Consider the following 14187-nt stretch of genomic DNA (forward strand, 5'->3'; position numbering starts at 1 on the left):
GATCGCACGATATCCGCACCTCTGAGGTGGTGCCGGGAAAGAGGCCGAAGCGCCTGACAGGATGCCTCTATGAGCAGTGAACCGACCCGGTCCGGCGATGTCCTCGCCGATCGCAGCGCTCGCGTCCGCCTGTGGTGGGAGATCGCCATCGTCCTCGGCCTGTCGCTGGGGCAGTCGGCGGTGTACTCGATCGTCTCGATCATCGACCTCTCGACGCGGGAGAAGGCCCTCGCCGATCAGACCGCGCAGGTGAATCCCTCCCAGTCCAGCCGCGAGCTGTTCGACGCCCTGTACCAGCTGCTCGGGAACCTGTTCTCTCTCTTCGCGGTGGCGCTGGCGATCTTCCTGCTGTGGCAGCCGCGGCGCAGCGGCTTCCGCCGGACTTCACGCGACCGTGGCCGGATCTGGGCGGCGGCCTTCTGCTGCTGCTCGTGATCGGCGTGTCCGGCCTGCTCTTCTACGCGCTCGGCCGCGTGCTCGGCGCGACGGTGGCGGTGCAGGCCTCCCCGCTCGAGGCCCACTGGTGGACCGTGCCGGTCCTCCTCCTCGCCGCGCTGCGCGCCGGGCTGCAGGAGGAGGTGATCGTGGTCGGCTACCTGTTCGCCCGGCTGCGGCAGCTCGGCTGGGGACGTGGCCGATCATCCTCGCGGCGGCCGCGCTGCGGGGCAGCTATCACCTCTACCAGGGCTTCGGCCCGTTCGCCGGCAACGCCATCATGGGCGTCGTGTTCGGCTGGTGCTACGTCCGGTGGGGCCGTGTCGCCCCGCTCGTCGTCGCCCACGTCGCCATCGATATCGTCTCTTTCGTCGGCTATCCCCTCGCCGTCGCCCTCTGGCCCGCCGTCTTCGCCTGACTCCGCCCTCCCTTCCTCACTTCTTCCGGCTCCCGACCGGCGTGTCGGCGGAAGAAGTGAGGAAGGGATGGCTGCACGAGTCAGGCGAAGGATTCGGGGGGCGGGCAGGCGCAGAAGAGGTTGCGGTCGCCGTGGGCCTGGTCGATGCGGCGGACGGGGGGCCAGTACTTCGCGCGGACGAGGGCGGGGACGGGGTAGACGGCCTGCTCCCTGGAGTAGGGATGCCTCCACTCGCCGCTGACGACGGCCTCCGCGGTGTGCGGAGCGTTGCGCAACGGGTTGTCGTCGCCCGGCCAGTCGCCGGCGGCGACCGCGTCGGCCTCCGCCCGGATGGCGACCATCGCGGTGACGAAACGATCGAGTTCGGCCAGGTCCTCGGATTCGGTCGGCTCCACCATGAGGGTGCCGGCGACCGGGAACGACATGGTCGGCGCGTGGAAGCCGAAGTCCACCAGCCGCTTGGCGACGTCGTCCACCGTCACACCGGTTCGCGCGGTGAGCGGGCGCAGATCCAGGATGCACTCGTGTGCGACGAGGCCGTCGCTGCCCGCGTAGAGCACGGGGAAGTGCTCTCGCAGCCGGGCCGCCACGTAATTCGCAGCGAGCACAGCCGCCCCGGTCGCGTCCTTCAGACCCTCGGCGCCCATCATCCGGACATAGGCCCAGCTGATCGGCAGAATGCTGGGGCTGCCGTAGGGGGCGGAGGAGACCGGGTGCCCACCGTGCTCGATCCGGCCCCCGCCGGCGAGCGCATGGGTCGCGTCCTGGGCCAGGGGGTGCCCGGGCAGGAACGGCGCGAGATGCGCCTTCGCGGCGACCGGGCCGACGCCGGGACCGCCGCCGCCGTGGGGGATGCAGAAGGTCTTGTGCAGGTTGAGGTGGCTCACGTCGCCGCCGAGGTCGCCGAACCGGGCGTAGCCGAGCAGGGCGTTCAGATTGGCCCCGTCGATGTAGACCTGCCCCCCGGCCCGGTGGACCGCGTCCGCGATGGCGACGACCTCGTGCTCGTACACGCCGTGCGTCGAGGGATAGGTGATCATCAGCGCGGCGAGGGTGTCGGCGTTGGCGGCGATCTTGGCACGCAGATCGTCCAGGTCGACGTTGCCGTCCTCGTCGGTCGCGACCACGACGACGCTCAGACCGGCGAGCACCGCCGAGGCGGCGTTGGTGCCGTGGGCGGACTGCGGAATGAGGCACACCGTGCGCTGCCCGTCGCCGCGCGAGCGGTGGTACCCGCGGATGGCGAGGAGCCCGGCGAGCTCACCCTGGCTGCCCGCGTTCGGCTGGAGGGAGACGGTGTCGTACCCGGTCACATCCGCGAGCCAGCCTTCGAGCTGGTCGATGAGGGCGAGCGATCCCGCCACGTCCGCGGCGGGCGCGAACGGGTGCAGGGCGGCGAACTCGGGCCAGGTGACGGCCTCCATCTCCGTCGCCGCGTTGAGCTTCATGGTGCAGGAGCCGAGCGGGATCATGCCGCGGTCGAGCGCGTAGTCGCGGTCCTGGAGGAGGCGGAGGTAGCGCATCATCGCGGCCTCGGAGTGGTGTGCGGAGAACACGGGATGCGTCAGGTAGGCGGAGGTGCGCACCAATGCGCTGTCGAAAGAGACGGCCGCGTCCAGGTCGATCGCGACCTCGCCGTCGGCCGCTCCGCCCAGCGCCTCGATGAGGCCGGCGAGGGGGAAGACCCCGTCGCGAAGATCGGCCGCGGCCTCCTCATCCAGGCTGAACGAGACGAGGCCCGAGTCGACCGCGTGCAGCAGGACGCCGCGCTCGTGGGCTCGTTCCACCACAGCGGCCGCATCGTCCACCTCCACCAGGAGCGTGTCGAAGAACGAGCGCGAGCGCACCTCGACGCCGGAGTCGCGGAGCGCGCGGGCGACGGCGGCGGCGCTGAGGTGAACCTGCCGCCCGATCGCGCGCAGGCCCACCGGACCGTGGTAGACGGCGTACATCGCGGCCATGACAGCCAGGAGCACCTGCGCGGTGCAGATGTTCGAGGTGGCCTTCTCCCGGCGGATGTGCTGCTCGCGTGTCTGGAGCGTGAGGCGGTACGCGGGTTTGCCCACGGCATCCTGCGACACCCCGACGAGACGGCCGGGTAACTGCCGTTCCAGGCCCTTGCGGACGGCCAGATAGCCGGCGTGCGGGCCGCCGAAGCCCATCGGGACCCCGAAGCGCTGGCTGGTGCCGACCGCGACATCCGCGCCGAGCTCGCCCGGGGAGCGCAGGTGTGTGAGCGCGAGCAGATCGGCTGCGACCACGACGGTGGCGCCCGCGGCCTTCGCTGCGGCGATGACGGACTCCGGATTCCAGACCCGGCCGGAGGCGCCGGGGTACTGTACGAACAGACCGAAAGCGTCCGCGAGCTCGGGGGCGCCGGCCGGAGCGGAGGCCAGGTCGCGCACCACCAATTCGATGCCGACCGCTTCGGCGCGGTTGCGGAGCAGGGCGAGAGTCTGGGGGAAAGCGTCTGCGTCCACGACGAACTTCGCAGAGGCGGACGTGGATGCGCGGCGGGCCAGCAGCATCCCTTCGACCACCGCGGTGCCCTCGTCCAGCATCGACGCGTTCGCCGTGCCGAGCCCGGTGAGATCGGCCACCATCGTCTGGAAGGTGATGAGGGCTTCGAGGCGGCCCTGCGAGATCTCCGGCTGATACGGCGTGTATGCGGTGTACCAGCCAGGGTTCTCCAGGACGTTCCGCTTGATCACCGCCGGGGTGATGGTGCCGTAGTAGCCGAGCCCGATCAGGCTGCGGTTGACCGTGTTGCGCGCCGCCAGCTCCCGCAGCTCGCGGATCGCCGCGCGCTCGCTGACCGGGGCGGGCAGGACCGAGGCGCGCGCGCCGTCCACGCGGATGGAGGCCGGCACAGCAGCGGAGACGAGGTCCTCGACCGAGCGGTGACCGAGCGCGGACAACATGGTGCTCTGCGCAGTGCGGCCGGTGCCGATGTGACGCGCCTGGAAGAGATCGTTCATCGTGGGTTCTGCGCCAATCTGATCTGTCAAGACGGTCTCCGCCGATCAGGACGGCTCGCCCGTGAGCGCCCTATACTCGTCGTGGCTGAGGAGGCCCTCGGGGAGCGCGGCGAACGTCACCCTGATCAGCCAGCCGTCGCCGAAGGGATCGGAGTTGACCAGTTCGGGCGTGTCCAGCACGGCCTGGTTGGCCTCGGCGACGGTGCCATCGACGGGGGCGAAGAGCTCTCCGACCGATTTGGTCGACTCGATCTCGCCGACGACGCGGCCGGCCGCCACGGCGGTCCCGGCCTCCGGCAGTTCGACGAAGACGACATCGCCGAGCTTCTCGGCGGCGTAGCTCGTGATGCCCACGGTCGCGGTGTCGCCCTCCACGAACAGCCACTCGTGCTCCGGGGTGTACTTGAGGTCCTGCTGTGCGGGCATTGTCAGCCCTCCTTTTCTGAGGTGAGAGGCTTTCGGCGGTAGAAGGGAAGGGCGGTGACGGTGAAGGGAAGGCTCGACCCGCGCACATCCACCCGCAGTTCGGTGCCGGGACGGGCGAAGCGGGGGGCGACGTAGGCCATGGCGATGGGAACGCCGATCGTCGGGGAGAGAGCGCCGGAGGTGACGACGCCGACCTCCTCGGCCGAGCCGTCGTCCGCCGTCGCGAGCACGGGATAGCCGGCGCGGGCCGCGCGCTTGCCCCCGCCCCGGAGTCCGACGAGGACACGGGCTTCGGGAGACGGACCCTCCTCGCTGGCGGCGCGGCCGATGAAATCGGTGTCCTTGGCCAGGCTCACCACCCGGGCGAGGCGGGCCTGGGCGGGCAGAGTGTCGAGGCCCAGTTCGTGGCCGTACAGCGGCATCCCGGCTTCCAGGCGCAGCGTGTCGCGGCTGGCGAGACCGGCGGGGACGAGTCCCTGCCCGGCGCCGGCCTCCCGCAGCGCGTCCCAGAGGGCGCGGGCGCTGTCCGGCGCGGTATACAGCTCGAAGCCGTCTTCGCCGGTGTAGCCGGTGCGGGCGATGAGCACGGGATGCGTCTCGAACTCGGCGGGGACGCTCCAGTAGTACTTGAGGCCGCCGACGCGCTGGGCGAAGTCGCCGCCCGGGAGAGAGCCGTCCAGCCGGAAGCCGTCGACGGCGAGCAGGACGCTGAGGCTCGCCGGCCCCTGGACGGCGATGAGGGCGATGTCCTCGCTCTCGTCGAACGCCTCCACCTCGAACGGCGCTGTGTGCTCGCGCAGTTCCTCGGCGACGAGCTCGCGGTTGGCCGCGTTCGCGACGACCATGAAACGGTCCGCTCCCGTGCGGTAGACGACCAGATCGTCCACGATCCCCCCGGAGCGCGAGAGCAGCAGCGAGTATTTCGCCTGGCCGACGGCGAGCGCCGAGAGCGAGCCGGAGAGCACGTAGTCGAGCGCCCGCCCGGCCTCCGGGCCGATCAGGACGATCTCGCCCATGTGGGAGAGGTCGAACAGCCCGGCGGCGGTGCGGACGGCGTGGTGTTCGGCGAGGTCGCTGGAATAGCGGACAGGCATCTGCCAGCCGGCGAAATCGGTGAAAGAGGCCCCGGCGGCCTCGTGCGCGTCGTGCAGCGGGGAGAGGCGGTGGCTGTCCTGCGAGGTCATGAGTTCTCCGATTCGCCGGGGGGTGACGGGCGGCGCGGCGCGCCTCCCGGGAAGAACTCCCCCTCTGTCATCCGGCCTGAGAGTTTCACCGCGAAGGGTTCGCGGCTTTCACCGTGGGCGAGGCCAGCATGTCCCGCGGGATCGACCCGGAGGATCGACGCTGCCCTGCTTTTCAGAGTGGCCAGTCCGATGCGGTACGCGTACCTGAGAGATTGTCGGGGAGGATTGCTCCTTCGGTGCCGCGGGCGGGTTCTCCCCCACGGCTCTCCCACATCGACCTCGATGGCCCGATGTTCAGTTGCTGTGCTCCGCCAGCATAACCGCACCGTCGCTGTTTGACGCAACAGGCGCTGCCGGGCCGCTCCGGCGCTCCATCGTCCGGGGAGGCGGTGCGCGCTTTTGCGTTCGAGTCGCGATGACACTATTATTGCGGACACCTTAGGGTCACTGAGACTTTTACCAGGACGGAGGCCGGGATGACCGGACGCGAGACCTCGCACGAGCGCGCCAGCGCGCTGCTCGCGGTGTCCACCGTCATCTTCGCGCTGCGGAAGGACGCGTCGGCAGGGGGGCCGCCGCAGGTGAGGCTGCCGTTGGTGCGCCGCATCCGGGAGCCGTTCGAGGGATGCTGGGCGCTGCCGGGCGGTCCGCTCCGGGTGGGCGAAGACCTCGGGTACGCCGCCGCACGCACGCTGGGCGAGACGACAGGGCTGACGCCGCGCTACCTCGAGCAGCTCTACACCTTCGGAGACGCGCAGCGCTCCCGCAGCCCCGAACGGGTCGTCTCGATCGTCTACTGGGCGCTCGTGGGCAGCGCCGAGGCCGAGCGCGCGAGCGTCGGCGAGAACGTCGCCTGGTTCGCGGCGGACGAACTGCCCGAGCTGGCCTTCGACCACGCCCTCATCGTGCAGTACGCCCTCTGGCGGCTGCGCACGAAGATGGAGCACTCGCGCATCGCGCACGCCTTCCTCGGCGAACGTTTCACACTCGCCCAGTTGCGCGAAGTACACGAGGCGGTGCTCGGGCGGCCGCTCGACCCCGCGAACTTCCGGCGGACCATCGAGTCCTCCGGCACGGTCGTCGCCACCGACGACTACCTGACCGGGACGCCCCACCGGCCGCCCCGCCTCTACCGCTACAACGGCTCGATCGACCTCGCCGACGCGGGGCCGCTCCCCCGGCACCAGCATCCATTCAAAGGAGCCCGCTCATGACCATCGCCTCGGTCGACACCACCATCCGCCTGATCGCACACGGCGAGCGGGACGGGTCCACCTGCGCGCCCGAGCTGGCGGAGGAGCCGTGGCTCTTCGACGCGGCTGCTCCGTCGTACGGTCCGGGCGCCTCGCAGGCCGACCCGATCCCCGCCCACGCGCCGCGGCAGGGCGAGCTGCCCGAGGAGTACCGCACGGCGAGCGAGGAGGATCTGGCCGGGCTCATCCACGCCGCGAAGGCCGCCCTCGGCGACCGTGTCGCGGTCATGGGGCACTTCTATCAGCGGGACGAGGTGGTGCGGTTCGCGGACTTCGTGGGCGACTCGTTCCAGCTCGCGAACGCGGCGAAGGCACGGCCGGAGGCGGAGGTGATCGTGTTCTGCGGCGTCCACTTCATGGCCGAGACCGCGGACATCGTCTCACGGCCCGACCAGCGCGTCATCCTGCCGAACCTCGCCGCCGGCTGCTCGATGGCCGATATGGCCGACCTCGACTCGGTCGAAGAGTGCTGGGAGGCGCTCGAAGAGCTGTACGGCACCGAGCCCGACGCGGACGGCCGCCTCCCGGTCATCCCGGTCACCTATATGAACTCGTCGGCGGCGCTGAAGGCGTTCTGCGGTGAGCGCGGCGGGATCGTGTGTACCTCCTCCAACGCGGCGACCGTGCTGGAGTGGGCGTTCGAGCGCGGGCAGCGCGTGCTGTTCTTCCCTGACCAGCACCTCGGACGCAACACGGCGAAGGCGATGGGCGTCCCGGTCGAGCGGATGCCACTGTGGAACCCGCGGAAGCCGCTCGGCGGCAGCAGCGAGACGACGCTGCGGGACGCACGCGTCATCCTCTGGCACGGCTTCTGCTCGGTACACAAGCGGTTCACCGTCGGGCAGATCGAGCAGGCACGCACCGCGTTCCCCGGTGTGCGCGTCATCGTCCATCCCGAGTGCCCGATGGAGGTCGTGGACGCCGCCGACGAGAACGGCTCGACGGACTACATCGTGAAGGCCATCCAGGCGGCGCCCGCCGGTTCGACGTTCGCGATCGGCACCGAGATTAACCTCGTGCAGCGGTTCGCGGCGCATTTCCCGCAGCACACGGTCTTCTGCCTCGACTCGGTGGTGTGCCCGTGCTCGACGATGTACCGCATCCACCCCGGCTACCTCGCCTGGGTGCTCGAGTCGCTCGTGCGCAGCGAGGTCGTCAACCAGGTGAGCGTGCCGGCCGCGGTCGCAGGCCCCGCCCGGGTGGCGCTCGAGCGGATGCTCGCCGCGCGGCCGGACACGACGATGGCGGCCTGACATGGCCCGCGTCGTCGTCGCCGGAAGCGGCATCGCCGGGCTCGTCGCCGCACTGCGAGCGGCCGGGCGGCACCGGGTCACGATCGTGACCAAGGGCGCGCTCGCGGAGAGCAGTACGCGATACGCGCAGGGCGGGATCGCCGCGGCCCTGTCTCCGGGAGACAGCGCCGCGGCGCACATCGCGGACACGCTGCGCGCCGGTGCGGGCCTGAGCGTGCCGGAAGCCGTGGCGGCGCTGTGCGCCGACGGCCCGGAGCGCGTGCGCGAGCTCCTCACGCTCGGGGTCGCGTTCGACCGCGAGGGCGGGGAGCTCGCGCGCGGGCTGGAAGCGGCGCACTCGCACGCGCGCGTCCTGCACGCGGGCGGGGACGCGACCGGGGCGGAGATCGAGCGGGCACTGGTCGCCGCCGTGCGCGCGGCGCGCATCCCGGTGATCGAGGGGGCCTTCCTGAGAGAGGTTCTGGTCGCGGACGGCCGCGCGAGCGGCGTGCTGATCCGTCAGGCCGACGGGAGCGCGACGACCATCGCAGCCGATGCCGTCCTCCTCGCGACCGGCGGCTGGGGACAGCTGTACGGCCGCACGACCAACCCCGCGGTGGCGACCGGCGACGGAGTCGCGGCGGCCTGGCGGGCCGGAGCCGCGCTCGCCGACGTGGAGTTCACACAGTTCCATCCGACGGCGCTGGCCGGCTCCGGGGCCGCCTTCCTCGTCTCAGAGGCGGTCCGCGGCGAAGGGGCGGTTCTGCGGAACGCGCGCGGCGAGCGGTTCCTGCGGGAGGTTCATCCCGACGCCGAGCTCGCGCCCCGGGATGTGGTGGCGCGCGGGATCGCGGTGGAAATGGCGGCACAGGATGGCACGCCGGTCGTGCTCGACGCGACGATGCTGGGCGCGAAGTTCCTGGCACAGCGGTTCCCGACGATCGACGCGGCGTGCCGGGCCGCCGGATTCGACTGGTCCCGCGAACCAGTGCCGGTGACGCCCGCTGCGCACTACGCGATGGGCGGGGTCGCGACAGACACCGCGGGCCGGACGACCCTGCCCGGACTGTTCACGGTGGGCGAGGCGGCCTGCACCGGCGCGCACGGAGCGAACCGCCTGGCGTCGAACTCGCTGCTCGAGGGACTGGTGTTCGCACACCGGGCCGCCGCCGCGGTGGACGCCCTCGACGCGGGCGGGGACTGGCCCGATCCGCCCGCCTGGCTCGACGGTGCAGGAGGCGGGGGCGCGCTGCCGGAGTCCGCACCCGCCTCCCCCTTCAACCGGGCGCGCCTGCAGAGGGTCTTGTGGTCGGCGGCCGGCCTGAGCCGCACCCGCACCGGCCTCACCCGGGCCGCCGCCGAGCTGGCCGGGATGCGCAGGCCCGCGCCCGGCGAGGACGCGAATCTGCTGCTGCTCGGCCGCCTCGTCGTCGCCGCGGCGCTCTCGCGGGAGGAGTCCCGCGGCGCGCACTCTCGCTCCGACTTCCCGCTGACCGCCCCCGGCGACGCCCGGCACACCGTGCTCGCGCCGCTGCCCCTGCCGACCGAGGAGACCGTTCCTTGCTGACGCGCCCGATCATCGACGCCGCCGTGAGCGCCGCCCTCGCCGAGGACGCGCCCTGGGGCGACCTGACCAGCGAGCTCCTCATTCCCGAATCGGCATACGCTTCCGCCCGGCTTGCCGCCCGGGAGCCAGGGATCTTCGCCGGGGGCGAGGTGTTCGCCGCGGCGATGCGGCTGACCGACCCCGGCATCCAGATCGTCCTCACGGTCGCGGACGGGGACGCCTTCGAGCCCGGCGACACGCTCGCCACCGTCAGCGGACCGGCGGGCTCGGTGCTGACGGCGGAGCGGGTGGCGCTCAACTTCGCGCAGCGGATGAGCGGGATCGCCACGCTCACAGCGTCCTTCGTGTACGCGGTGGCGCACACCTCCGCTCGGATCGTGGACACCCGGAAGACGACGCCGGGCCTGCGCGCCTTCGAACGGCACGCAGTGCGCTGCGGCGGCGGCGGCAACCATCGCTTCTCGCTCTCGGACGCGGTGATGGTCAAAGACAATCACCTCGCCGTGCTGACCGCGCAGTCGGGGCTGTCGGTCACCGATGCGCTGAAGAAAGTGCGGCGGGAGCTGTCCCACACCACGCACCTCGAGGTGGAGGTCGACCGCCTCGACCAGATCGAATCGGTGCTCGCCGCCGGCGTCGACACGATCATGCTCGACAACTTCACGCTGGAACAGCTGCGCGAAGGCGTCGCGATCGTGGGCGGCCGGGCGATCGTGGAGGCGAGCGGCACAGTGAGTCTCTCGACCGTGCGCGCCATCGCGGAGACCGGGGTGGACATCATCTCGGCCGGCGCGCTGACGCACAGCGGGCGCTCGCTCGATCTCGGGCTGGATGTGGTGGTCGAGACACTGTGATCTACCTGGACGCCGCCGCCACCTCCGCGGTCCGCCGCGACGTGCTGGAGGCGATGTGGCCGTATCTGACGGGCGATTTCGGCAACCCGTCGAGCCACCACAGCCTCGGCGAGACGGCGGCCCGGGCTCTCGGCGAGGCCCGGAGCGCGGTCGCCTCCTGGCTCGGCTGCCGGGCCTCCGAGGTGGTGTTCACCTCGGGAGGGACGGAGGCGGACAACCTGGCGGTCAAAGGCATTGCTCTGGCGAACCCGCGCGGTCGGCACCTCGTCACCACCCCGATCGAGCACGAGGCCGTGCTGGCCTCGGCCGACCACCTGGTGCGGGAGCACGGCTTCTCGGTGACGCTCGTGCCGGTCGGCCGGGACGGTCTCGTCGACGCAGCGGATTTCGCAGCGGCGCTCCGGCCGGACACGACGCTGGCCTCCGTGATGCTCGCGAACAACGAAGTCGGGACGGTGCAGCCGGTCGCGGAGCTGGCGGCGCTGGCACACGGGCACGGTATCCTGTTCCACACCGATGCGGTGCAGGCGGCGGGCTGGCTGCCGCTGGATGTGCGGGCGCTCGGGGTGGACGCGCTCAGCGTGTCGGGGCACAAGATCGGAGCGCCGAAGGGCATCGGCGCGCTGTGCGTGCGCGGCCGCGTTCCGCTGGAGCCGGTGCTGCACGGGGGCGGCCAGGAGCGGGGCCGCCGGTCGGGGACGGAGAACGTCGCTGGAGCGGTCGGCCTCGCGGTGGCCGCCCGGGCGGCGGCGGCCGGCCGCGACGAGCGAGCGACGGCCGCCCGGGCGGCCCGCGACGCTTTCGTGGCCGCTGTGCTGGAGGCCGCGCCGGGAGCCGAGCTGACCGGGCATCCCTCGCTGCGGCTGCCGGGCACCGCGTCGTTCGTCTTCCCGGGGACGAGCGGGGAGGCCGTGCTGCTGGAACTGGAACGGAACGGAGTGGTCTCCTCGAGCGGGTCGGCCTGCGCGGCCGGAAGCGAGGACGCCTCGCATGTGCTGCTGGCGCTCGGCTATCCCGCGGAGCTGGCGCGCACGGCTGTGCGATTCTCGTGGGGTCCCGAGACAGGCGCGGCGGAGCTGGCCGGGGTCGCGCCCGAGGTCGGGGCGGCCGTCCGCCGGGTCGCCGGATTGCGCGGAGAGTGAGCGCGGGCGAGCGGCGGCACCGGAGGGAACCCACCGTGTCGGAGGTCACCGATACTCTTAACCGGTGACGGAGAAGACCTCACCTCTGACCAGCCCGCCCACCGGGCCGCCTGCGACGGCTCCGGCCGCCCCGGCTGAGCTGTCGAAACGGGACTCGCGGGTCATCTGGCTGCTGCTGGCGGCCACGTTCGTCGTGATCCTGAACGAGACGATCATGACGGTCGCCCTCCCGAAGCTGATGGACGATCTTCGCGTCGACGCGCTCGCGGCCCAGTGGCTGTCCACGGCGTTCATGCTGACGATGGCGGTGGTTATCCCGATCACCGGATTCCTGCTACAGCGACTCTCGACGCGCGCCGTGTTCATCGCGGCCCTGTCGCTGTTCTCGCTCGGGACGCTCACGGCGGCCCTCGCCCCCGGGTTCGCGGTGCTGGTGGGAGCGCGCGTGATCCAGGCGACCGGCACGGCGATCATGCTGCCCCTGCTGATGACCACGCTCATGACCGTGGTGCCTCCGGCCAAGCGCGGCCGGACGATGGGCAATGTGTCGATCGTGATCTCGGTCGCACCGGCGATCGGCCCCGCGATCTCGGGCTTCATCCTGAACTACCTGGCATGGCGGTGGATCTTCCTCATTGTGCTGCCGATCGCCCTCGTCATGCTGCTGATCGGCGTCAAATATGTGGAGAACGTCGGCGAGACCTCGCGCAGGCGCATCGACGTCCTCTCCGTGGCGCTCTCGGCGTTCGGCTTCGGCGGGCTGGTGTACGGCCTGACGCTGAGCGGGGAGTCGAGCGGGGCGGGGGCCGGTCCGGTGTTGTGGGTGTCGCTGGCGGTCGGCGTCGTCGGACTGACGGCGTTCGTCCTGCGGCAGCTCGTTCTGCAACGCACAGACCGGGCGCTGCTCGACCTGCGCACGTTCCGCAGCCCCCTGTTCACGACCGCGATCGCGATGATGGCGGTCAGCATGGCCTCCCTGTTCGGCGTCATCATCGTTCTGCCGCTGTATCTGCAGCACGTCCTGCGCCTGGACACGCTCTCGACCGGTCTGCTCCTGTTGCCGGGCGGGCTCGTGATGGGGCTTGCAGCGCCCGTCGTCGGGCGTCTCTACGACCGGTTCGGGCCGCAGCCGCTGGTGGCGCCGGGGGCGATCCTCGTCAGGCTGGTGCTGTGGGGACTCACGATGGTGACCGAGCACACGCCCGTGTCCCTCCTTCTGATCGCGCACATCGCCTTCAAGCCTCGGGCTCGCGCTGATGTTCACGCCGCTTTTCACAGCGGGGCTGGGCGCGGTTCCGCCGCACCTCTACTCGCACGGCTCGGCGATCGTCGGCACCGTGCAGCAGGTCGCGGGCGCGGCGGGGACAGCGCTGCTGATCGCCTTGACGTCGCTGCAGATCTCGAATCTGCTCCGAGACGGATCGCCGGTAGATGCGGCGACCGCGGGCGGCGTGCGCGCGGCCTTCCTCGGGGCGGCGGTCATCTCGCTGTTCGCGGTGGTCGGGTCGTTCTTCGTGCACAAGCCCGCGGACGCGCCCGACGGAGCGGACGCGCACTGACGCGCCACCGAGCCAATCCCTCGGACCCGGGCCGCCGACGGCCCGGTGCGCCGGAGCACTGTCCACGAGATATCGTGGCTACATGAGCGAACCTGGGGACGGCCGCGTCGCGGTCTATATCGACTTCGACAACATCGTCATCTCCCGCTACGACCAGGTACACGGCCGTGGTCAGTTCATGCGGGACAAGCAGAAGACGGGCACACTGCCGAAGCCCGCCTTCGCCGCGAAACTCGCCGAGGCGCGCGTCGACCTCGGCGCGATCATCGACTTCGCTTCGTCGTTCGGCACGATCGTCTTGACCCGTGCGTACGCCGACTGGTCATCGGCGGTGAACGCCGAATACCGTGGGCAGCTGGTCGGCCGGGCGGTGGATCTGGTTCAGCTGTTCCCGGCGGCGGCCTACGGCAAGAACGGCGGCGATATCCGCCTAGCGGTCGACACCGTCGAAGACCTCTTCCGGCTTCCGGAGTTGACCCACGTCGTGATCGTCGCCGGAGACTCGGACTACATCCCGCTGGCCCAGCGTATCAAACGTCTCGGCCGGTACGTGATCGGCATCGGCGTCGCCGGCTCGACCGCCCGCTCGCTCGCCGCGGCCTGCGACGAGTTCGTCAGCTACGACGATCTGCCGGGCATCGCGCGCGACGAAGCCGCCCAGACGGAAGAGGCTCACGAAGCCGCTGCCGACATCGCGGCCCCGGAGCAGGAGAGCGAACCGGAGACCGCCGACGCAGGGGCCGCGGACGCCACCACCGGCAAGAAGACGGCCCAGCGCTCCCGCAAGCGCAAACCCACCGAGCAGGCAGCCCCGGAGCAGCCGGGCGAGGCGCAGGACGATCCGCAAGTCGTGGCCACTCGCCTCCTCGCCCGCGCGCTCCAGCTCGGGCACGAGAAAGACGACTCTGAGTGGCTGCACACCTCGGCGGTGAAGAGCCAGATGAAGCGGATGGACCCCTCCTTCAGCGAAAAGGCCCTGGGCTTCCGCTCGTTCAGCGACTTCGTGAAGTCCCACAACCAGCTCGTCGAACTCGACGACTCCTCGACAGCCCAGCTCGTACGGCTGGCCCCGACCCGTTCGCGCCGCGCCCGGCACAGCGGCCGGGCGAGCGACACGGTTTCGGCGCACTGACCGGAGG

At 71.3% G+C, this 14187-nt stretch carries 10 protein-coding genes, 1 pseudogene and 1 riboswitch; of the genes and pseudogenes, 8 read left to right on the top strand and 3 right to left on the bottom strand.

Annotated features, from left to right (window positions below):
- Positions 1–69: 69 nt before the first annotated feature.
- Positions 70–853 (top strand): annotated as a pseudogene (locus tag O159_RS08600) (CPBP family intramembrane glutamic endopeptidase).
- Between the two features lie 80 nt (positions 854–933).
- Here O159_RS08600 and gcvP read toward each other — a convergent pair.
- Genes gcvP through gcvT form a run of 3 tightly spaced genes read right to left on the bottom strand, consistent with a single transcriptional unit; the run spans position 934 to position 5441 of the window.
- On the bottom strand, positions 934–3831 hold the full coding sequence (gcvP, locus tag O159_RS08605) for an aminomethyl-transferring glycine dehydrogenase (protein ID WP_021755401.1): 2898 nt from the start codon (positions 3829–3831) through the stop codon (positions 934–936).
- 45 nt (positions 3832–3876) lie between these two features.
- Positions 3877–4257: a glycine cleavage system protein GcvH gene (gcvH, locus tag O159_RS08610; RefSeq protein ID WP_021755402.1), complete on the bottom strand. Its 381-nt coding sequence runs from the start codon at positions 4255–4257 to the stop codon at positions 3877–3879.
- 2 nt (positions 4258–4259) lie between these two features.
- A complete protein-coding gene (gcvT, locus tag O159_RS08615) occupies positions 4260–5441 on the bottom strand; it encodes a glycine cleavage system aminomethyltransferase GcvT (RefSeq protein WP_021755403.1) in 1182 nt (393 codons plus the stop codon).
- 182 nt (positions 5442–5623) lie between these two features.
- Positions 5624–5722, bottom strand: a riboswitch (glycine riboswitch).
- Positions 5723–5917: 195 nt separating this feature from the next.
- Here gcvT and O159_RS08620 point away from each other — a divergent pair.
- From O159_RS08620 to O159_RS08650, 7 genes are all read left to right on the top strand, one after another.
- Complete coding sequence (locus O159_RS08620; protein ID WP_021755404.1) at positions 5918–6655, top strand: NUDIX hydrolase; 738 nt, start codon at positions 5918–5920, stop codon at positions 6653–6655.
- On the top strand, positions 6652–7947 hold the full coding sequence (gene nadA / locus O159_RS08625) for a quinolinate synthase NadA (protein ID WP_021755405.1): 1296 nt from the start codon (positions 6652–6654) through the stop codon (positions 7945–7947). The genes O159_RS08620 and nadA overlap by 4 nt, the downstream gene beginning before the upstream one ends.
- Before the next feature lies 1 nt (position 7948).
- A complete protein-coding gene (gene nadB / locus O159_RS08630; RefSeq protein WP_021755406.1) occupies positions 7949–9493 on the top strand; it encodes an L-aspartate oxidase in 1545 nt (514 codons plus the stop codon).
- Positions 9487–10347: a carboxylating nicotinate-nucleotide diphosphorylase gene (gene nadC / locus O159_RS08635; RefSeq protein WP_021755407.1), complete on the top strand. Its 861-nt coding sequence runs from the start codon at positions 9487–9489 to the stop codon at positions 10345–10347. Before nadB ends, nadC begins: the two co-directional genes overlap by 7 nt.
- The gene (locus O159_RS08640; RefSeq protein WP_021755408.1) at positions 10344–11489 is read left to right on the top strand and encodes a cysteine desulfurase family protein; all 1146 of its coding nucleotides are present in this window, start codon (positions 10344–10346) and stop codon (positions 11487–11489) included. The genes nadC and O159_RS08640 overlap by 4 nt, the downstream gene beginning before the upstream one ends.
- A gap of 64 nt (positions 11490–11553) precedes the next feature.
- A complete protein-coding gene (locus O159_RS08645) occupies positions 11554–13134 on the top strand; it encodes a DHA2 family efflux MFS transporter permease subunit (protein ID WP_021755409.1) in 1581 nt (526 codons plus the stop codon).
- On the top strand, positions 13131–14180 hold the full coding sequence (locus tag O159_RS08650; protein WP_021755410.1) for an NYN domain-containing protein: 1050 nt from the start codon (positions 13131–13133) through the stop codon (positions 14178–14180). The genes O159_RS08645 and O159_RS08650 overlap by 4 nt, the downstream gene beginning before the upstream one ends.
- Positions 14181–14187 lie beyond the last annotated feature (7 nt).

It is taken from the genome of Leifsonia xyli subsp. cynodontis DSM 46306, assembly GCF_000470775.1.
Lineage (GTDB): Bacteria > Actinomycetota > Actinomycetes > Actinomycetales > Microbacteriaceae > Leifsonia > Leifsonia cynodontis.